This is a genomic window from Pantoea sp. USMM079, assembly GCF_037153115.1.
GTDB classification, from domain to species: domain Bacteria; phylum Pseudomonadota; class Gammaproteobacteria; order Enterobacterales; family Enterobacteriaceae; genus Pantoea; species Pantoea communis.
In genome coordinates this window covers 368,192-388,166 of record NZ_JBBCKX010000001.1, presented here as the reverse complement: position 1 = coordinate 388,166, position 19,975 = coordinate 368,192, and the positions used below count along the sequence as shown (strand labels likewise).

Here is a 19,975-nt window from a genome sequence, read left to right as displayed (position 1 = left end):
TCGGTGATCATCATCGAAAGCGTTTGTCTGTGGTCTCTAATACCTAATCAGCCGTTAGATCACTGGCTGTGCCATCACAAATTATTCAAACTCATTCCAGGAACGGCCATCACGCGTAATCATCGCGACGGAAGCCACCGGGCCCCAGGTGCCGGCCTGATAAGGCTTAGGTGCTTCGGCATCGGCGTTCCATGCATCAATGATGGAATCCACCCAGCCCCACGCCGCTTCCACTTCGTCACGGCGTACAAACAGCGCCTGAATACCGCGCATGGTTTCCAGCAGCAGACGCTCATAGGCATCCGCCAGATGCGACTGGTTGAAGGTCTCGGAGTAGCTCAGATCCAGCTTGGTAGTCTGCAGTTTGTGCTTGTGATCCAGACCCGGCACTTTGTTTAGGATCTCGATATCCACCCCTTCGTCCGGCTGCAGACGAATGGTCAGCTTGTTCTGCGGCAGTTCAGCGTAGGAGTCTTTGAACAGGTTCATCTCTGGGTTCTTAAAGTACACCACAACCTCAGAGCATTTGGTCGGCAAGCGCTTACCGGTACGCAGGTAGAACGGCACGCCCGCCCAGCGCCAGTTGTCGATATCAACACGGATCGCCACGAAGCTCTCGGTGGCGCTCTGCTTGTTCGCGCCCTCTTCTTCCAGATACCCTGGTACTTTTTTGCCCTGCACGAAGCCGGCGGTGTACTGGCCACGCACGGTTTTTTCACGCACGTTGGTCTGGTCAATACGACGCAGCGAACGCAGCACCTTAACTTTCTCATCACGGATGGCATCCGCACTGAGATCGGATGGCGGTGACATGGCGATCATCGTGAGGATCTGCAACAGGTGGTTCTGGATCATGTCGCGCATCTGGCCAGCTTTATCGAAGTAACCCCAACGACCTTCGATACCCACCTCTTCCGCCACGGTAATCTGCACGTGATCGATGGTACGGTTATCCCAGTTATTCACGAAGATAGAGTTGGCGAAACGCAGAGCCAGCAGGTTCAGTACCGTCTCTTTACCGAGATAGTGGTCAATACGGAACACCTGGCTCTCTTCGAAGTACTTGCCAACGCTGTCATTGATCTCTCGCGAGGTCTCGAGCGAGGTGCCGAGCGGCTTCTCCATCACCACGCGCGCCGGTTTAGCATTTAGCTTGGCGGCGCCCAGTCCATCGCAAATGGCGCCAAAGGTGCTCGGCGGCATAGCGAAGTAGTTGATGGTGACACGATCTTTCTGGTCAAGCATCTTGCCCAGTTTGGTGAAATGTGAGGTGTCGTTAACGTCGAGGTTGCAGAAATCGAGACGGCTGCTGAGTTTATCCCACAGCGCTTCGTCGATTTTCTCCTTCATGAAGGTTTCCAGCGCTTCACGCACCACTTTGGTGTACGCGTCTTTGTCCCACTCCGCGCGCCCCACGCCGATGATGCGTGTGGTGTCGTGAATCTGACCGGCTTTCTCCAGCTGATACAGTGAAGGCAACAGTTTCCGGCGAGCAAGATCGCCTTTGGCACCGAAAATAACCAGATCGCATGCCTGGGCTGTTTGTGTTACCGCCATTTTCCTCTCCTCGTTGCAGGATATACCCGGTTTGAGCGTCCTCATCATCCCAGGTCCTTATTGTAATTTTCTTACAGCACAATGTACTTTTTTCCCCGCATCGGAACAACCCAGACGCGGTGTGGCATTAGCCATTACTTTGAACATGATGGCGAACAAAGGTGTGTTGTGGTGTGCGCTTTTCGCGCTTTTTCTGTTTCGATGTTTGTCGGGTTAAAACCCGGCAACGATCAAAGTATGACAAAAAAAACGCGCTTACATTTGTCCGCTGCTGCGTGCGAGGGTGTATTACACGGTATATTGTTGTGAATTGGCAGCGTTTTATCAGGTGATGAACGCGACGAAAGTGATTGAGACGCATCGGGTTAACGACATGCTGGAACATATTCAGGCGCAACTTAACGCGCTGAGCAAATCAGAACGGAAAGTGGCAGTACAGATTCTGGCCGCTCCGCAGCAGGCTATGCACTCCAGCATCGCCACCCTGGCGCGTGCCGCCGACGTCAGCGAACCGACCGTCAATCGCTTTTGTCATCGTATGGGTACGCGCGGCTTCCCTGACTTCAAGTTACGCCTGGCACAGAGTCTGGCGAAAGGTCCGAACTGGGTCAGTCGCGATGTGGAAGAAAATGACAGCGTCGAAAGTTACAGCCACAAGATTTTTGATTCCGCCCTCGCCGGCTTAAGTCATGTGCGCCAACAGCTGGATCTTCAGGTCATTGATCAAGCGGTTCTAGCCCTGACTCAGGCACAAAAAATCGCCTTTTTTGGTCTCGGCGCCTCTGCGGTGGTGGCGCACGACGCGACCAATAAATTCCTGCGCTTTAATCTGCCGGTCATCTGGTCAGAGGATATTGTGATCCAGCGCATGAGTTGCATAAATAGTGGACCAAATGACGTTTTTGTTCTCATATCACATACTGGTCGAACCAAAAATATGATAGAACTGGCTCGCCTGGCACGTGTAAACGCTTCCACAGTACTGGCTATCACCTCTCCGGGTTCACCCCTTGCGGCAGAAGCAACCCTCGCACTGACGCTCGATGTACCTGAAGATACGGATATCTACCTGCCGATGGTTTCCCGCCTTGCGCAATTAACCGTGGTTGATGTTTTGGCGACAGGTTTTACCCTTGAGCGTGGCGCGGCTTTCCGCGAAAATCTGAAACGGGTGAAAGAAGCGCTTAAGGATTCGCGCCTGGAAAAGCGGGTGCAGTAAAATAATTAACATCACATTCACAATGTGAGTCGAATCACAGCCCATCGATCATATAGAATATGCGATTACACCGTGTCCCCTAGAGAGTGACACGAACCTTTGTCAACGGAGTCCTTCATGTCAAGACGTCTCAGAAGAACCAAGATCGTAACTACCCTCGGCCCAGCCACCGATCGCGACAATAACCTCGAAAAAATCATCGCGGCGGGCGCGAACGTGGTGCGACTCAATTTCTCCCACGGCACCCCGGAAGACCACCAGATGCGCGCCAACAAGGTGCGTGAGATTGCCGCTAAGCTTGGCCGTCACGTGGCGATTCTGGGCGACCTGCAAGGTCCAAAAATTCGTGTTTCCACCTTCAAAGAAGGCAAAGTCTTCCTGAATGTCGGCGATCGCTTCCTGCTGGATGCGGATATGGGCAAAGGCGAAGGTGATAAAGAGAAAGTCGGTATCGACTACAAAGGCCTGCCAGAAGACGTGGTGCCGGGCGACATCCTGCTGCTGGATGATGGTCGTGTACAGTTGAAGGTGCTGGAAGTTCAGGGTGTGAAAGTCTTCACCGAAGTCACCGTCGGCGGCCCGCTCTCCAACAATAAAGGCATCAATAAACTCGGCGGCGGTTTGTCTGCCGAAGCGCTGACTGAGAAAGATAAAGTCGATATCATTACCGCCGCGAAAATCGGCGTGGATTACCTGGCCGTGTCATTCCCGCGAAATGGTGAAGACATGAACTACGCTCGCCGACTGGCGCGCGATGCAGGTTGTGATGCCAAACTGGTGGCCAAAGTCGAACGTGCAGAAGCCGTTGCGTCTCAGGAAGCGATGGATGATATCATTCTCGCCTCTGACGTGGTGATGGTCGCGCGTGGCGACCTCGGCGTTGAAATTGGCGATCCAGAACTGGTAGGGATCCAGAAGGCGTTGATTCGTCGTGCGCGTCAGCTGAACCGTACCATCATCACCGCCACGCAGATGATGGAGTCGATGATCACCAACCCGATGCCAACCCGCGCTGAAGTGATGGACGTGGCGAACGCCGTGCTGGATGGTACCGATGCCGTGATGCTGTCAGCAGAAACCGCTGCCGGTCAGTATCCAGCGGAGACCGTGTCTGCGATGGCGAAAGTGTGTCTCGGTGCGGAAAAAATCCCAAGCGTCAACGTGTCTAAGCACCGTCTTGAAGTGCAGTTCGACAACGTGGAAGAAGCGATTGCGATGTCCGCGATGTATGCAGCCAACCACCTGCAGGGGGTTTCTGCCATCATCACCATGACCGAATCGGGCCGTACTGCGCTGATGACGTCACGTATCACTTCTGGCCTGCCGATCTTCGCTATGTCACGTCACGAACGTACATTGAACCTGACTGCGCTGTATCGCGGCGTGACCCCGGTTTACTTCGACAGCAACAATGATGGTGTAGCCGCCGCGCATGATGCAGTGAACCTGCTGCGCGACAAAGGTTTCCTCGTTTCGGGCGACCTGGTGATTGTCACCCAGGGCGACGTGATGGCAACCACCGGCACCACCAACACCAGCCGTGTTCTGCGCGTAGACTAAACGCTCACGCACCACTCACAGCGGCTGTAACAACATGGATAAACGCGACTGCCTGGCAGTCGCGTTTTTATTTTTTCTGACAAGGAGGCCAGATGGCCCGCTATCAACCGATTACCCAACTCACCGGACGGGTGCTGCTGTTCCCGCTCGCGCTGGTGTTGTTTGAGTTCGCGACTTACATCGCCCATGACATGATTCAGCCCGGCATGCTGCTGGTCACTTCTGAATTCAACGTCGGCCCGGAATGGGTGTCGACTTCTCTTACTGCTTATCTGATGGGCGGCGTGGTGCTGCAGTGGCTGCTCGGCCCGCTCTCGGACAAATATGGTCGCCGTCCAGTCCTGCTGTTCGGCATTCTGTTCTTTGCTGCGGCCTGCATTCTGACCACCTGGGTCACGAACATCGAACAGTTTGTCACCCTGCGTTTTATCCAGGGCATCAGCCTGTGCTTTATCGGTGCAGTCAGTTATGCCGCCGTGCAGGAAGCGTTTGATGAGGCTTTAGCGGTGCGCATGATGGCGCTAATGGCCAACGTGGCCCTCTTAGCCCCGCTGGCCGGTCCGCTGGCGGGTGCCGCCTGGTTAACCGTGGGTGAATGGCGCAGCATGTTCTGGCTGTTTGCGATTTGTAGCGTGGTGGCTTTTGTGGTGCTGTGGCGCATCATGCCGGAAACCGCTGGCGATCGTAGCCACTCCATTGCCCTGCCGAATCTGGCACGCGCCTATGGCCGTCTGGCACGCGATCGTCAGGTGATGTATGGATCTTTCGCTATTGGCCTGGTGTTTATTCCGATTCTGACCTGGGTTGCCCTGTCGCCCGTGATTCTGATGCATGACGAGGGCTTATCGCGCATGGAGTATGCGTTGCTGCAACTGCCAGTGTTCCTTGCCATGATCGCTGGCAACCTGACGCTGGGTAAACTGGCGGGTCGCGTTCCCATCGAGCAGCCGGTCAAATTCGCGGCGTGGCCGATTCTGCTGGGTTTAAGCATCTCGTTGCTGGCTAACCTGCTCGACAGCCATACCTACCTGCTGCTGACCGCAGGATTAAGTCTGTATGCCTTTGGTGCGGGCATGGTCAACGCCGGTCTGTATCGTCTGACGCTGTATTCCAGCAGCGAAGGTAAAGGCAGCGTGGCAGCCATGCTGGGAATGATCAGTATTCTAACATTGGCCATCGGGATTGAACTGGCAAAAGCAGGCTACTTCAGTGGTGGCACGCCATGGTTCAGCGGCATCAATTTTGCGGCAGGTGTGCTGTGGTTTGGCCTGGTCACACTGTTTCTGCGTGAACGTATCCGACGCAGCCACGTTGAAGCGGTAGAATAATCAAAGGGGCCAATCGGCCCCTTCGTTATTTCTTGCGAGGATAAAGCTCCTTACGCGCATAAGGTTCAATATCCCCTTCTTTACGCGTTTTCAGCAGCTTTAAAATCCAGGTGTATTGCTCTGGATGCGGCCGCACAAATATCTCAACTTCCTCATTCATTCGCCGCGCCAGGGTGTTATCGTCGGCATCCAGCAAATCGTCCATCGGCGGACGCACATAGATTTCCAGACGATGGGTCTCGCTGTTGTACACCGGAAACAGTGGCACCACGCGCGCTCGACACACTTTCATCAATCGGCCGACCGCTGGCAGTGTTGCTTTATAGGTGGCAAAGAAATCCACAAATTCACTGTGCTCCGGGCCGTGATCCTGGTCCGGCAGATAGTAACCGTAATAGCCCTGACGCACCGAGGCGATAAATGGCTTAATGCCGTCATTACGTGCATGCATGCGGCCACCAAAGCGACGCCGTACGGTGTTCCACACATAATCCAGCAGCGGATCGCTCTGATTATGGAACATGGCCGCCATCATCTGGCCCTCTGACGCCAGCAGCATCGCCGGGATATCCACGGCCCAACCGTGCGGCACCAGAAAAATCACGTTCTCTTTGTTGGTCTGCAGGGCTTCGATAATTTCACGGCCGTGCCAGTCAACGCGTTGGCGCACACGAGCCGGATCGCGCATCCCCAACTCAGCCATCATCACCATCGCCTGTGGCGCGGTGGCAAACATACGATCAGCAATCTCTTCGCGCTGTGCTTCGCTTAACTCCGGCAGGCAATAATAGAGATTGATCAACGCACGACGACGCGCACTTTTTGCCAGCTTACCGGCAAACCGCCCCAATCCACCCAAAATCGGGTCGCGCACTTTGGCAGGCAGCATTGCCATACCCGCCAGCGCACCAATCGCCAGCCAGTTGCCCCAGTATTTCGGTTTTAAAAAAGAACGTTGAAAAACGGGAATAAATTCACTGTTATTTTTCTTTCGGGTTTCCATGCACTCGCCTCTGACAATGACGGGACAATGATAGTGACGGTGGTTAATTTTGCAATCATCCTGCGTCAGATAGCAAAAAACCGACGAATAATTCGTCGGTTTTTTCACTATTGGCTACAGAAATGGGTTATTTCAGTGCCAGTTGTGGCAGATAGCTCTTCACGTCCGCCAGATAGTTGCTGCGATCTTTACCGGTCAGCCCTTCCATACGCGGCAATTTTGCCGTGAGTGGATTGACAGCCTGATTGTTGATCCACACTTCATAATGCAGATGCGGCCCCGTAGAACGCCCGGTGTTGCCAGACAGTGCAATACGGTCACCGCGCTTCACTTTCTGTCCTGGTTTCACCAGCGCCTTACTCAGGTGCATATAACGGGTCATATACTGACGACCGTGACGAATGGCCACGTAGTTACCCGCCGCCCCGCCATTTTTGACCATCACCACTTCACCATCACCCACGGCCAATACCGGTGTACCGATCGGCAGCGCGAAATCGACCCCCTTATGTGGTGCGATGCGGCCCGTTACCGGGTTAAGACGGCGCGGATTAAAGTTGGAGGAAACGCGATACTGTTTCACCGTCGGGAAGCGCATAAAACCACGCGCAAGGCCTGAGCCGTTGCGATCGTAGAATTTTCCATCTTCCGCGCGGAACGCGTAGTAATCTTTGCCACCGGTACGCAGACGCACGCCGAGCAGCTGGCTCTGCGCACTTTTGCCATCCAGCATCTCGCGTGACATCAGCACGCTAAAATCGTCACCGGCGCGCAGTTTGCGGAAATCCATCTGCCACTGCATGGCTTTGATAACGTTGCTGGTTTCAGCACTGGTCAAGCCTGCACGCTGGGCGCTGGCACCAAAGCTGCCACGCACTTCACCTTTCAGCACACTATTTTGCCACTCGCCCTTTTGCATCTCCTGCTGCATCTTAAAGCTGCCATTCGGCTGGCGCTCGTAAGTGCGGGTTTCACGGCGATCCACTTCCCAGGTAAAGTTTTGCAGTTGACCATCCGCATCCAACGTCCAACTGAGTTGCTGACCGACGCGCAGGTTACGGAAGTCTTTATCGCTATTGACTAACGCATTGATATCACTGAGATCAATACCGTACTGATTCAGTGCGCTGCTCAGGGTATCGCCAGAGGAAACGGTATAATCGTGTTGATTCGGGTTGTCCTGCACATCTTTATCGATGTCATCGGCCGGAATCTCTTCTTCCGGTTCAACCGTGGTCTGATCAATCGGCTCACTGGCTTCGGGTAACAGCGTGCGCAGTTCGTTTTTGTCCAGCGTGATGTCTTTCACGATGGGGGCAACATCATGGGGATGGTAAACGTAAGGCCGCCAGACAGCGACGGCCAACGTGATAACGGTTAATGAACCCAGCATAACGCGGTGGGGACGCGGCAAATTATTAAATGCGAGGGCGACAGAGCGGGCTATCTGCTGCACTTTTACTTATTCCTCTATGCTCCATTCAGGCAGCTCGCATACTGGCTCGACAACTGTGAGAGGAATTTCACATAGCTGTCTTTGGTTAAGCTGATTCCCATGCCCAGCGGGTCAAGTGTGCCTTTGCGCACGTTGGTTCCGCGAGACACGGCATCGATGACGGCCGGCCTGAATTGTGGTTCAGCAAAAACGCATACGGCTTTTTGCTCAACCAACTGTGTTCGTATTTGATGTAAACGCTGGGCGCCCGGTTGGATCTCAGGGTTGACGGTGAAATGTCCAGCAGGGGACAAACCGTAGTGTTTTTCAAAGTAGCTGTACGCATCGTGAAAAACGAAATAACCCTTACTCTTAACGGGGGCAAGCTGCGCGCCAATATGCTTATCCGCATCTGCTAATTCTGCTTCAAACTGCTGCAGGTTCGCGTCAAGTTTGGCTCTGCTTTGCGGCATAAGTTCCAATAATTTTCCGTGGATTGCAACCGCAGATTGTCGCGCAATCTCAGGTGACATCCACAGGTGCATATTAAACTCACCATGGTGGTGGTGTGTATGAGACGGCTCCTGGTCATCAGACTTATCTGAGTCATGCTCATGATCGTGACCGTGCTCATGTTCGTCCTCGTCTTCACCACCACGAATCAGTAGCGGTTTCACCCCTGGCATCGCCGCTATTTCGAGATTTTTAGCCTCAGGTAACTCTGCCGCTGACTTGGTCAGAAACGCCTCCATTTCTGGTCCAACCCATACCACTAAGTCCGCGTTTTTAATACGTTTTACATCAGAAGGACGTAAAGCATAATCGTGCTCTGAAGCGCCATCGGGCAACAGCACTTCCACTGGCGTCACGCCATCTGCAATGGCCGCTGCGATAAATCCGATCGGTTTGATTGAAGCCACTACGGCTGAGTGCGCGGGCATCGCGCAGGCGGCGGCGAGAGCCGCAGCAGGAAGAGTGAAAGCGAAGCGCTGCTTAATGTGTAACATAATGCGTCATTCCATCGTGACCTGTTGATGGAATGTGATATTATAACATTCGAAATTCAATGCAACCCGTAAATAATATGTCGTCACTTGTTACACTTGAAAACATCTCCGTCAAGTTTTCCCAGCGCCCTGTGCTAGCAGGTATTAGCCTGACACTGGAGCCAGGGAAAATACTTACGCTGCTTGGGCCGAACGGCGCGGGCAAATCGACGCTGGTCCGGACGGTGCTCGGCCTTCTTACGCCTACAGGGGGTAGCGTCAAACGCACCCCCGGTTTACGCATTGGCTACGTGCCTCAGAAGTTGCACATTGACCCGACGTTGCCGATCACCGTTGAACGTTTTATGCGTCTGACGCGTGGCAGCAAGCGAGATGCTATTCTCCCGGCTTTGAAACGCGTACAGGCCGGACATCTGCTGAATGCGCCTCTGCAAAAACTCTCAGGTGGTGAAACCCAGCGCGTACTGCTGGCGCGTGCCCTGCTCAATCAACCCCAGTTACTGGTGTTAGATGAACCTACGCAAGGCGTTGACGTAAATGGGCAAGTGGCGCTCTACGATTTGATCGATCAGCTTCGTCAGGAGCTCAACTGTGGCGTGCTAATGGTTTCGCACGATCTGCATCTGGTGATGGCAAAAACTGACGAGGTATTGTGCCTCAACCACCACATCTGCTGTTCCGGCACGCCAGAAGCGGTGTCGCAGCATCCAGAATTTATCGCCATGTTCGGCCCACGCGGCGCGCAGCAATTGGCTATTTACCGCCATCATCATAATCACCGTCACGATTTACAGGGACGCATTGTGCTGCGCAAAGGAAATGGTCCGTCATGATTGAACTGTTATTACCCGGCTGGCTCGGTGGCGTGCTGCTGGCGCTGGCGGCGGGTCCGCTTGGCTCGTTTGTGGTCTGGCGCCGCATGTCTTATTTCGGCGATACCCTCGCGCACGCTTCGCTGCTCGGCGTGGCCTTTGGTCTGCTGCTCAATGTGAATCCCTATTATGCAGTGATTCTGGTGACTGTATTTCTGGCTCTGGGCTTAGTGTGGCTGGAGCGTCGTCCGCATCTGGCCATTGATACGTTACTCGGCATTATGGCGCACAGCGCGCTGTCGCTGGGTTTGGTGGTAGTCAGCCTGATGCAGGGTGTACGCGTCGATTTAATGGCGTATCTGTTTGGCGATCTGCTGGCGGTGACACCGGATGATTTGTGGATGATGGGCGCTGGCGTGGCCATTGTACTGGCGGTGATGGCATGGCAGTGGCGCTCACTGCTGTCGATGACCATCAGCCCGGAGTTAGCTCAAGTGGATGGCGTCAACATTCAACGCACGCGCCTGATGCTGATGCTGGTCACCGCCTTGACCATTGGTGTGGCAATGAAGTTTGTCGGTGCACTGATTATCACCTCACTGTTGATTATTCCCGCTGCCACCGCACGTCGTTTCTCCCGTTCACCGGAACAGATGGCCGGTTTTGCGGTGATTATCGGTATTCTGGCGGTCACCGGCGGACTGACGTTCTCCGCCACTTACGATACACCCGCCGGCCCTTCCGTGGTGCTGTGCGCCGCTGTGCTGTTCATCTTTAGTATGGCGAAAAAGCCGGCGGCGTAATAAAGGGGCCATTAATGGCCCCTTAGCGAATGCCCGATCGTGAAACCGCGCAGCCGGACGAACGCCAGCATTACTCGTCGCGGCTGATGCCGAAATGCTTGTAGGCATGCTGCGTTGCCAGACGGCCGCGCGGCGTGCGCTGAATGAATCCTTGCTGAATCAGGAAGGGTTCAATCACATCTTCAATGGTTTCCCGTTCTTCACCAATCGCCGCCGCCAGGTTATCCAACCCCACCGGACCACCCGAGAACTTGTCGATGATCGCCAGCAACAGCTTGCGGTCCATGTAATCGAAACCCTGATTATCGACGTTGAGCATATCGAGTGCGCTGGCAGAGACTTCACCACTCATCACACCGTTGGCGCGAACTTCGGCGTAATCGCGTACGCGACGCAATAAACGGTTGGCGATACGAGGTGTACCACGGGCACGGCGCGCCACTTCTAACGCGCCCTCTTCACTCAATGCCAATCCTAAGCACGCTGCACTGCGGCTGACGATGTGTTGCAGATCCGGTACGTTGTAGAATTCAAGGCGTTGCACAATACCAAAGCGATCGCGCAGCGGCGAGGTCAGCGAGCCCGCGCGCGTGGTGGCGCCAATCAGGGTAAAGGGGGGCAAATCAAGTTTGATTGAGCGCGCCGCTGGGCCTTCGCCAATCATAATATCCAGCTGATAGTCTTCCATCGCCGGATAGAGCACCTCTTCCACCACCGGTGATAAGCGGTGGATCTCATCGATAAACAGCACGTCATGAGGTTCGAGGTTGGTCAGCATCGCAGCCAGATCGCCTGCCTTCTCCAGCACCGGACCAGAAGTGGTACGTAAATTCACGCCCATCTCATTCGCCACAATGTTAGCCAGCGTGGTTTTACCTAATCCCGGCGGGCCGAAAATCAGCAGATGGTCCAGCGCATCGCCACGCAGTTGCGCCGCTTTGATGAAAATCTCCATCTGCTCGCGCACCTGCGGTTGCCCCACGTATTCCGCCAGGAGCTTAGGACGAATGGCACGGTCGAGGCTCTCTTCTTCATTTATAGAGACGCCCGAGACCAGGCGATCGGCTTCAATCATGCATTACCTCAAATAGCTGCGCGCAGAGCTTCACGGATCAGGGTTTCGCAATCCGCATCAGGTTTGCCGACTTTACTGATCATGCGGCTGGCTTCTTGCGGTTTATAACCCAGCGCCACCAGTGCAGCAACCGCTTCGGCCTCAGCGTCATTCGCGGCTGGCGCTTCAGACGGCGTGGTCAATGTGAAGGTCGAGTCACTGCCAAACAGATCGCCGTGCATGCCTTTAAAGCGGTCTTTCATCTCCACCACCAGACGCTCGGCGGTTTTCTTGCCGACGCCAGGCAACTTGATCAATGACGCGATCTCTTCACGCTCAACGGCGGTCACAAACTGTTGTGCTGACATGCCAGAAAGGATTGCCAGTGCCAGTTTTGGCCCCACGCCATTGACTTTCACCAGTTCACGGAACAGCGCACGCTCTTGTTTGTTATTGAAGCCGAACAGCAGCTGCGCATCTTCACGCACCACAAACTGGGTGAAGATAATCGCTTCCTGATTGATCTCCGGCAGCTCGTAGAAGCAGGTCATTGGCATGTGCACTTCATAACCCACACCGTGCGCCTCAATCAACACCAGCGGCGGCTGTTTTTCCAGAATATTGCCTCGTAAGCGACCAATCACCTGAGCAGTTCCTTATGTAATCCTAAAAATACCTGATTGATTTCCGCTGACGTTAAAGCGGCAAGCGAGCGCATGACGATGAACGCACTGAGGTCAGTGATTCAGGTTAACAAGGGTAGCTCGCGCATCAGCCAGTGGAAATATGACGGGTATTTATATCATAAAAAAGGCTGGATCAATATCCAGCCTTCAATGTTTGGGTTTTCGTCAGCCGGACCGCAATCGCCCACGCGTCATCACCAGCTTAGCGTCACTCAATCGCGTGGTGTTTTGGCTCAGGTGACAATGGGTGATGGCAATCGCCAGCGCATCAGCGGCATCAGCTTGTGGGTTAGCGGGAAGTTTCAGCAAGGTGCGCACCATGTGCTGAACCTGACTTTTTTCTGCCCCACCGGTGCCGGTTACCGTTTGTTTGACCTGACGCGCTGCATATTCGAACACCGGCAAATCGAGATTCACCGCCGCGACAATCGCTGCGCCACGCGCCTGGCCCAGCTTAAGCGCTGAGTCCGCATTCTTCGCCATAAATACCTGCTCGATAGCAAAATAGTCTGGCGAGAATTGGGTGATGATTTCTGTCACCCCGGCGTAAATCAATTTGAGGCGAGAGGGTAGATCGGTGACGTTGGTGCGGATACAGCCGCTGCCCAGATAGCTGAGCTGGCGGCCAACCTGACGAATCACACCGTAACCGGTGACGCGCGAGCCGGGGTCAATCCCGAGAATGATCGCCACTACGCGCCTCCGGCTGTGAGGTTAATGGAAAACGCCATTACAGCGTTTCCGCGACCTCATCAGAAATTTCACCATTATGATAAACTTCCTGCACATCGTCGCAATCTTCCAGCATGTCGATCAGACGCAGCAGTTTCGGTGCGGTTTCCGCATCCATTTCCGCTTTGGTGGAGGGGATCATTGAGACTTCAGCGGTATCCGCCTTCAGGCCACCGGCTTCCAGCGCATCACGCACCGCACCCAGCTCTTCCCACGCGGTAAACACATCAATCGCGCCGTCGTCGTAGCTCACCACGTCTTCCGCACCGGCTTCCAGCGCCGCTTCCATGACCGCATCTTCATCCTGGCCTGGCGCAAAGGAGATCACACCCTTTTTGCTGAACAGGTAAGAAACGGAACCGTCGGTGCCGAGGTTGCCACCGGTTTTGGTGAAGGCGTGACGCACTTCGCCCACGGTACGGTTACGGTTGTCACTCAGACACTCGATCATCACCGCTGAGCCGCCTGGACCGTAACCTTCATAGATGATGGTTTCCATGTTGGAATCATCTTCGCCGCCCACGCCGCGTGCAATCGCACGGTTCATGGTGTCACGGGTCATGTTGTTGGACAGGGCTTTGTCCATTGCTGCGCGCAGACGCGGGTTCGAGCCGGCATCGCCGCCGCCCAGTTTCGCTGCGGTCACCAGCTCACGGATGATCTTGGTGAAGATTTTACCGCGCTTAGCGTCCTGCGCCGCCTTGCGGTGCTTGGTGTTTGCCCACTTACTGTGTCCAGCCATCTTGAGTATTTCTCCGATCTTTTATTTCGCACGAGCTATCTTACTTGCGATCTCGATTCCCGGCAGTGCTCGCAATCCTCACGTACAAAAGTACGCTCCGGTTGCTGCGCGCTGGCGGTAACCGACCTCGCTGCGCCGATTACGCTCGACTGTTCAATATTAGGGCGCAGGGTTGAAACTCTGCGCAGGATAAATGAAATCTACCTTAATCGTCGCCGGAAAAACGCGCGGCGGCGGGCATTCAGGTAAATTCTTCGATTGCCTGGCGGTTACTCCAGGACTTGGTCAGGGCTGCGGCAGCGGCAGGATCGAGCCAGCGCGCGGCGAGATGCTCGGTGAGCAGCAGGTCACGCTCTTGCGGGAGTGCCAGCCGGAACCAATGTTCGCGGTTGTGCGTGATGCCAGGTGCGTAGCGATGGCGATAGTGCGGGAAGATTTCAAACTCAATGTGTTTGTGGCAATCGTCCAGCACCAGCTGTTCGCCCGCAACGTCGATACCCAGCTCTTCTGACACTTCGCGCTGTGCCGCCTGACGCGGGCTCTCACCCGCTTCGAGGCTGCCCGTTACGGATTGCCAGAAACTTTCATCATCCCGTCGCTGCAGCATTAACACCCGGCCAGTATCTCGCGCAAAAATCACCACCAGCACTGAAACCGGATGTTTATAGCCCATTACTTGTTCTCTGACTTTTCTTTCTTCGGAGCCACAAGAATGCCGAGATCCAACAACGCTGCCGGGTTGGCTTCGCTTGGCGCTTCGGTCATCAGGCACGCCGCTGCAGTGGTTTTCGGGAACGCGATAACATCACGGATGTTGTCGGTGCCGGTCAGCAGCATGGTCAGACGGTCCAGACCGAAGGCCAGGCCCGCGTGCGGTGGTGTACCGTATTTCAGGGCATCCAGCAGGAAGCCAAACTTCTCGCGCTGCTCTTCTTCGGTAATACCGAGAATGCTGAATACGGTCTGCTGCATGTTGCCGTTGTGGATACGCACGGAACCGCCACCCACTTCGTAGCCATTGATCACCATATCGTAAGCGTTCGCCACGGCCTGCGTCGGGTCGACCGCCAGCTGTTCAGCCGTCAGTTCTTTAGGCGAGGTGAACGGGTGGTGCATCGCAGCCAGACCGCCCTCTTCATCCGCTTCAAACATTGGGAAGTCGATGACCCACAGCGGTGCCCACATGCTTTCGTCAGTAATCTTCAGATCACGGCCCACTTTCAGACGCAGTGCACCCAGCGCATCAGTGACGATTTTGGCACGGTCAGCACCGAAGAAGATCAGATCGCCATCTTGCGCAGTGGTGCGGTTCAGAATCGCTTCAACGATTTCAGGCGTCAGGAACTTCGCCACCGGGCTCTGTACACCCTCGAAGCCTTTTGCACGCTCGTTGATCTTCATCCACGCCAAACCTTTGGCGCCATAGATCTCAACAAATTTGGTGTACTCATCAATCTGCTTACGCGTCAGCGCTGCACCACCCGGCACACGCAGCGCGGCAACACGACCTTTCGGATCGTTAGCCGGGCCAGCGAACACCTGGAACTCCACGTTCTGCAGCAGGTCAGCGACATCGACCAACTCCATCGGGTTACGCAGATCGGGTTTGTCAGAACCGTAACGGTTCATAGCTTCAGCAAAAGTCATTTGCGGGAAGTCACCGAGATCCACGCCTTTCACGTCGATCCACAGTTCACGAATCAGACGCTCCATCTTTTCACGCACCTGCTCGGCGGTCATGAAAGAGGTTTCCACGTCGATTTGGGTGAATTCTGGCTGACGGTCTGCACGCAAGTCTTCATCACGGAAGCATTTAACGATCTGATAATAGCGATCGAAGCCGGACATCATCAGCAGCTGTTTGAACAGCTGTGGGGACTGCGGCAGCGCGTAGAATTTGCCTTTGTGCACGCGGCTTGGCACCAGATAGTCACGCGCACCTTCTGGCGTGGCTTTGGTCAGCATCGGGGTTTCGATATCGAGGAAGCCCTCGTTATCCATAAAGCGACGCACGAAGCTGGTGATTTTCGCACGGGTTTTCAGACGCTGTGCCATTTCCGGACGACGCAGGTCCAGATAGCGATAGGTCAGACGCGCTTCTTCGCTGTTGGTCTGGTTAGAGTCCAGCGGCAAAGGTTCAGCGCGGTTGATGATGTTCAGCGCATGGGCAAACACTTCGACATCGCCGGTGGCCATATCGCTGTTGCGGTTTTTCTCTTCACGCGCACGCACGGTGCCGGTGATCTGGATACAGAATTCGTTACGCAGCTCAGAGGCCAGCTGGAAAGCGTCCTGATGATCGGCGTCGAAGAATACCTGAGCGATACCTTCACGGTCGCGCATATCGATAAAAATCAGGCTGCCCAGATCGCGACGGCGGTTAACCCAACCGCAGAGAGTGACTTGCTGACCCACGTGAGACAGATTGAGCTGTCCGCAATATTCTGTACGCATAACGTATCCTTTTAACTTCGCCGCTGCTGCCAGACAGCATCAGGCCGCGTAACCTTCTGAGATGCTGTCGCAAAAAAGGCGGCTATTATAATGGAAAAACCCAGGCAGGATAAGTAGAGCCAGATCAAAGCGGGCAAAACATTGCGGTTTATCGCGCGGATTTTCCTGCCGACACCAAAACAGGGTACATTACCCGGCCTATTCCCGCCCGTAAAAGGATCAGGAGCCGCGTTTGACACTTCGCATTGGATTACCACAATGGCAGCATCCCCGCTGGAAGCAGTATGGGCTGGAAACCCTGGCGGATTACGCCCAGCTGTTTGACTGCGTGGAAGGCAACACCACGCTGTATGCGCTGCCCTCGCCGGAAGCAGTGATGCGCTGGCGCGATATGACTCACGATGACTTTCGCTTCTGCTTCAAATTTCCCAACAGCATCAGCCACAAAGCCGCGCTTCGGAACTGCGATGAACTGCTGAACGAATTCTTCCGCTTGCTCGATCCGTTGAGCCAGCGCATCGGGCAGTATTGGCTGCAACTGCCGGCGACCTTCTCACCCGCGCAACTGAAAGACTTGTGGCTGTTCCTCGATAGCCTGCCGCGCGGGTTTAGTTACGGCGTTGAAGTGCGCCACGAGCAGTTTTTTGCCAAAGGCGAGGCTGAGCGCGCGTTCAACCGTGGCCTGCTGGAACGCGGCGTGAATCGCGTGATCCTCGATAGCCGTCCGGTGCACGCGTCCACCTCGCAAAGCGCCGCCGCCGTGGATGCCCGGGCGAAAAAACCGCGCGTGCCACCGCATGCCGTGCGCAGCGGTTCGCAACCGATGGTGCGCTTTATCGGCAGTGACAGCGTGGAAGAGAGCGTGCCGCTGTTTCAGCCGTGGCAAAACAAACTGGCAGAATGGCAGGCGGACAGCGATCCGATGCTGTTTATCCATACGCCGGATATGGGCGAGGTGTTTCCCTTACTGCAGGCGCTGTGGCCTCAACTGTTGCAGCTTGAGCCTTCGCTGCGCAATCTGCCCGACTGGCCGCAACAAAGCAGCTTGTTCTAAACTCAAAGCGGGTGCAGCCTGCGGGACTTTCTGACAGAATAGCGCCCTTTCCGATTCCTCTCTCCGGACTTTCCATTATGTCTGACCGCGATACGCTATTCTCTGCGCCCATCGATAAGCTGGGTGACTGGACCTTTGACGAGCGCGTGGCTGAAGTCTTTCCCGATATGATTCAGCGCTCGGTGCCGGGTTATTCCAACATCATTTCGATGATTGGCATGCTGGCAGAACGCTTTGTGAAGCCTGATAGCCAGGTTTACGATCTCGGCTGCTCGCTGGGTGCCGCCACGCTCTCTGTGCGCCGCAATATTCATGTGCCCGGCTGCCAGATTATTGCCGTGGATAACTCTCCGGCGATGGTGGAGCGTTGCCGCCGTCACATTGATGCCTTCCGCGCGGACACGCCGGTGCAGGTGATTGAAGCGGATATTCAGGATATCCATATTGAGAATGCTTCAATGGTGGTGCTGAACTTTACTCTGCAATTTCTTGAGCCGCCTGCGCGCCTGGAACTGCTGAAAAAGATCGCTAAAGGCCTGAACCCTGGCGGTGCGCTGGTGCTGTCTGAGAAATTCAGCTTTGAAGATGGCGAAGTGGGCGAACTGCTGTTCAACATGCATCACGACTTCAAGCGTGCTAACGGTTATAGCGAACTGGAAATCAGCCAGAAACGCAGCATGCTAGAAAACGTCATGCTCACCGACAGTGTAGAAGCGCACAAAGCGCGTCTGAAAGACGCCGGTTTTGCCCACGCTGAGTTGTGGTTCCAGTGCTTTAACTTTGGTTCTTTGGTAGCGTTGAAATGATTGATTTTGGCCGTTTTTATCAGCAAATCGCCACCGGCCCATTGGCGAGCTGGCTGGAAGTTTTACCCGCACAAGTCGCAGCCTGGCAGCGCGAGAATCTGCACGGTAAATTCCGCGACTGGGAAAAGTCAGTGGATTACCTGCCGCTGCTGAACCCGCAAACGCTGGATCTGGTCAACAGCGTCACGGCCACGGCTGACGATCTCACCGATCGCCAACGTCTTGGTATTGAAAACCTGTTGCGCAACCTGATGCCCTGGCGCAAAGGTCCTTATTCCCTTTACGGCACCGAGATTGATACCGAATGGCACTCGGACTGGAAATGGGATCGCGTGCTGCCGCATATCTCGCCATTAACCCACCGCACGGTGCTGGATGTCGGCTGCGGTAGCGGCTATCACATGTGGCGTATGATCGGCGCAGGCGCGAAGCTGGTGGTCGGCATCGATCCGATGCAGTTGTTCCTGTGTCAGTTCGAAGCGGTGCGTAAGTTGCTGGGGGACGATCGTCGCGCCCATCTGCTGCCACTTGGCATCGAACAACTGCCCGCCTTGCAGGCTTTCGACACGGTGTTTTCTATGGGTGTGCTGTATCACCGCCGCTCGCCGCTCGATCATTTATTGCAGTTGAAAAACCAGCTGGTCAGCGAGGGAGAGCTGGTGCTGGAAACGCTGGTCGTTGAGGGCGATGAAAACACCGTTCTGGTGCCGGGTGAACGCTATGCGCAGATGCGCAACGTTTACTTTATTCCGTCTGCTGCAGCGCTGAAAGGCTGGCTGGAGAAGTGTGGTTTTGTCGATGTGCGCATCGCGGATTACGCGGTGACGTCAGTGGAAGAGCAACGTCGCACCAGCTGGATGACCAGCGAATCGCTGTCCGAGTTCCTTGATCCTAACGACAGCAGCAAAACCATTGAAGGTTATCCAGCACCGCTGCGCGCGGTGCTGGTAGCACGCAAACCGTAATGCTCAACGCCGCGACAGCGCCAGCTTCGCGGCGAAACCGATAAACACACAGCCCGTCAAACGATCCATCACTTTCAGCACTGTTGGACGACGCAGATGCGCCGCAAAATACTGACTGCCGCCAATCAATATCGCATTCCATACCAGGCCAATAATCATATGCGTTAACGCCATCAGGGTGCACCATAGCGCCACTGACGCACCGGCCGGAATAAACTGTGGCAGGAAAGTGACATAAAACACACCGACTTTCGGATTTAACAGATTGCCGAATAATCCTCGCGAGAAGCAGGCGAAATAGCTTTGCTCTTTGCCCTGCACACTCTGACTCTCTTCCGCCTGGGTGCGGGGATTCAGTAGCAGTTTAATGCCGAGATAGAGCAGATAGGCGGCGCCGACCCACTTCAACAGGTTATACGCCATTTCGGAAGCCAGCAGCAGCGCGCCGAGACCCAGTCCCACCGCAACGCCCCACACCAGACAGCCCATGGTGACGCCCAATGCGGTGGCTGATGCCCGTTTCCAGCCTTGCGCGGCTGCGGAACGCAGCACCAGCGCGGTATCAAAGCCTGGCGTTAACGTCAGAATAGTAATGGCAAAAAGAAATGAAAATATCAGTGTCATGGCGAGCTCCCTGTCAGTTCGCCGCTATCTTAACCTTGCCGCAACATCTTGACGATAGTTACCTTCCGTCAGTAATTGATAATAATTCTCAACTTGCCAGTAATGGTTAAATCTCCGTCATTTATCTGTGTCAC

General features: G+C 54.9%; 19 protein-coding genes. 8 read left to right on the top strand and 11 right to left on the bottom strand.

What is annotated here, in order from left to right; translation table 11 throughout:
• Nucleotides 1-81: 81 nt before the first annotated feature.
• Nucleotides 82-1,557: a glucose-6-phosphate dehydrogenase gene (zwf, locus tag WFP70_RS01770; protein WP_337022424.1), complete on the bottom strand. Its 1,476-nt coding sequence runs from the start codon at nt 1,555-1,557 to the stop codon at nt 82-84.
• A 373-nt stretch (nt 1,558-1,930) separates the two neighbouring features.
• Between zwf and WFP70_RS01765 the strand changes: the two genes are divergently transcribed.
• The 3 genes from WFP70_RS01765 (at nt 1,931) to WFP70_RS01755 (ending at nt 5,664) form a co-directional block, all read left to right on the top strand.
• Nucleotides 1,931-2,776 carry a MurR/RpiR family transcriptional regulator gene (locus WFP70_RS01765; RefSeq protein ID WP_337022724.1) on the top strand — a complete coding sequence of 282 codons (846 nt, stop codon included), beginning with the start codon at nt 1,931-1,933 and terminating at the stop codon, nt 2,774-2,776.
• A 117-nt stretch (nt 2,777-2,893) separates the two neighbouring features.
• Nucleotides 2,894-4,336: a pyruvate kinase gene (pyk, locus tag WFP70_RS01760; RefSeq protein WP_038646525.1), complete on the top strand. Its 1,443-nt coding sequence runs from the start codon at nt 2,894-2,896 to the stop codon at nt 4,334-4,336.
• 92 nt (nt 4,337-4,428) lie between these two features.
• The gene (locus WFP70_RS01755; RefSeq protein ID WP_182058046.1) at nt 4,429-5,664 is read left to right on the top strand and encodes an MFS transporter; all 1,236 of its coding nucleotides are present in this window, start codon (nt 4,429-4,431) and stop codon (nt 5,662-5,664) included.
• 25 nt (nt 5,665-5,689) lie between these two features.
• Here the strand turns inward: WFP70_RS01755 and lpxM are convergent, their stop codons facing one another.
• The 3 genes from lpxM to znuA form a co-directional block, all read right to left on the bottom strand.
• Nucleotides 5,690-6,667 (bottom strand): lauroyl-Kdo(2)-lipid IV(A) myristoyltransferase, encoded by a 978-nt coding sequence (gene lpxM, locus WFP70_RS01750; protein WP_337022423.1) that lies wholly within the window; start codon nt 6,665-6,667, stop codon nt 5,690-5,692.
• Nucleotides 6,668-6,794: 127 nt separating this feature from the next.
• Nucleotides 6,795-8,123: a murein DD-endopeptidase MepM gene (gene mepM / locus WFP70_RS01745; protein WP_034828661.1), complete on the bottom strand. Its 1,329-nt coding sequence runs from the start codon at nt 8,121-8,123 to the stop codon at nt 6,795-6,797.
• A 14-nt stretch (nt 8,124-8,137) separates the two neighbouring features.
• Nucleotides 8,138-9,109, bottom strand: coding sequence for a zinc ABC transporter substrate-binding protein ZnuA (gene znuA, locus WFP70_RS01740; RefSeq protein WP_058960184.1), 972 nt, complete (start codon nt 9,107-9,109; stop codon nt 8,138-8,140).
• Between the two features lie 77 nt (nt 9,110-9,186).
• Here znuA and znuC point away from each other — a divergent pair, with 77 nt between their 5' ends.
• Nucleotides 9,187-9,942, top strand: coding sequence for a zinc ABC transporter ATP-binding protein ZnuC (znuC, locus tag WFP70_RS01735; RefSeq protein WP_097117250.1), 756 nt, complete (start codon nt 9,187-9,189; stop codon nt 9,940-9,942).
• A complete protein-coding gene (znuB, locus tag WFP70_RS01730) occupies nt 9,939-10,724 on the top strand; it encodes a zinc ABC transporter permease subunit ZnuB (RefSeq protein ID WP_034828656.1) in 786 nt (261 codons plus the stop codon). Before znuC ends, znuB begins: the two co-directional genes overlap by 4 nt.
• Nucleotides 10,725-10,794: 70 nt before the next feature.
• On the opposite strand, the gene ruvB is transcribed toward znuB, so the two are convergent.
• The 6 genes from ruvB to aspS all read right to left on the bottom strand — a co-directional run bounded on the left by ruvB (nt 10,795) and on the right by aspS (nt 16,392).
• Complete coding sequence (gene ruvB / locus WFP70_RS01725; protein WP_097116855.1) at nt 10,795-11,799, bottom strand: Holliday junction branch migration DNA helicase RuvB; 1,005 nt, start codon at nt 11,797-11,799, stop codon at nt 10,795-10,797.
• A gap of 8 nt (nt 11,800-11,807) precedes the next feature.
• Nucleotides 11,808-12,422 (bottom strand): Holliday junction branch migration protein RuvA, encoded by a 615-nt coding sequence (ruvA, locus tag WFP70_RS01720; protein WP_034828652.1) that lies wholly within the window; start codon nt 12,420-12,422, stop codon nt 11,808-11,810.
• A 207-nt stretch (nt 12,423-12,629) separates the two neighbouring features.
• Nucleotides 12,630-13,157: a crossover junction endodeoxyribonuclease RuvC gene (gene ruvC / locus WFP70_RS01715; RefSeq protein WP_038646509.1), complete on the bottom strand. Its 528-nt coding sequence runs from the start codon at nt 13,155-13,157 to the stop codon at nt 12,630-12,632.
• Between the two features lie 37 nt (nt 13,158-13,194).
• Nucleotides 13,195-13,938 carry a YebC/PmpR family DNA-binding transcriptional regulator gene (locus tag WFP70_RS01710; protein WP_034828649.1) on the bottom strand — a complete coding sequence of 248 codons (744 nt, stop codon included), beginning with the start codon at nt 13,936-13,938 and terminating at the stop codon, nt 13,195-13,197.
• A 241-nt stretch (nt 13,939-14,179) separates the two neighbouring features.
• Nucleotides 14,180-14,611: a dihydroneopterin triphosphate diphosphatase gene (gene nudB / locus WFP70_RS01705; protein ID WP_034828648.1), complete on the bottom strand. Its 432-nt coding sequence runs from the start codon at nt 14,609-14,611 to the stop codon at nt 14,180-14,182.
• Nucleotides 14,611-16,392 carry an aspartate--tRNA ligase gene (gene aspS / locus WFP70_RS01700; protein WP_337022422.1) on the bottom strand — a complete coding sequence of 594 codons (1,782 nt, stop codon included), beginning with the start codon at nt 16,390-16,392 and terminating at the stop codon, nt 14,611-14,613. The genes nudB and aspS overlap by 1 nt, the downstream gene beginning before the upstream one ends.
• A 232-nt stretch (nt 16,393-16,624) precedes the next feature.
• Here aspS and WFP70_RS01695 point away from each other — a divergent pair, with 232 nt between their 5' ends.
• From WFP70_RS01695 to cmoB, 3 genes are all read left to right on the top strand, one after another.
• On the top strand, nt 16,625-17,446 hold the full coding sequence (locus tag WFP70_RS01695) for a DUF72 domain-containing protein (RefSeq protein WP_337022421.1): 822 nt from the start codon (nt 16,625-16,627) through the stop codon (nt 17,444-17,446).
• Between the two features lie 77 nt (nt 17,447-17,523).
• Nucleotides 17,524-18,252 (top strand): carboxy-S-adenosyl-L-methionine synthase CmoA, encoded by a 729-nt coding sequence (gene cmoA, locus WFP70_RS01690; RefSeq protein WP_160832826.1) that lies wholly within the window; start codon nt 17,524-17,526, stop codon nt 18,250-18,252.
• On the top strand, nt 18,249-19,217 hold the full coding sequence (gene cmoB, locus WFP70_RS01685) for a tRNA 5-methoxyuridine(34)/uridine 5-oxyacetic acid(34) synthase CmoB (protein ID WP_337022420.1): 969 nt from the start codon (nt 18,249-18,251) through the stop codon (nt 19,215-19,217). Before cmoA ends, cmoB begins: the two co-directional genes overlap by 4 nt.
• Before the next feature lie 3 nt (nt 19,218-19,220).
• On the opposite strand, the gene WFP70_RS01680 is transcribed toward cmoB, so the two are convergent.
• Nucleotides 19,221-19,841: a LysE family translocator gene (locus WFP70_RS01680; RefSeq protein WP_160869625.1), complete on the bottom strand. Its 621-nt coding sequence runs from the start codon at nt 19,839-19,841 to the stop codon at nt 19,221-19,223.
• Nucleotides 19,842-19,975: the final 134 nt, after the last annotated feature.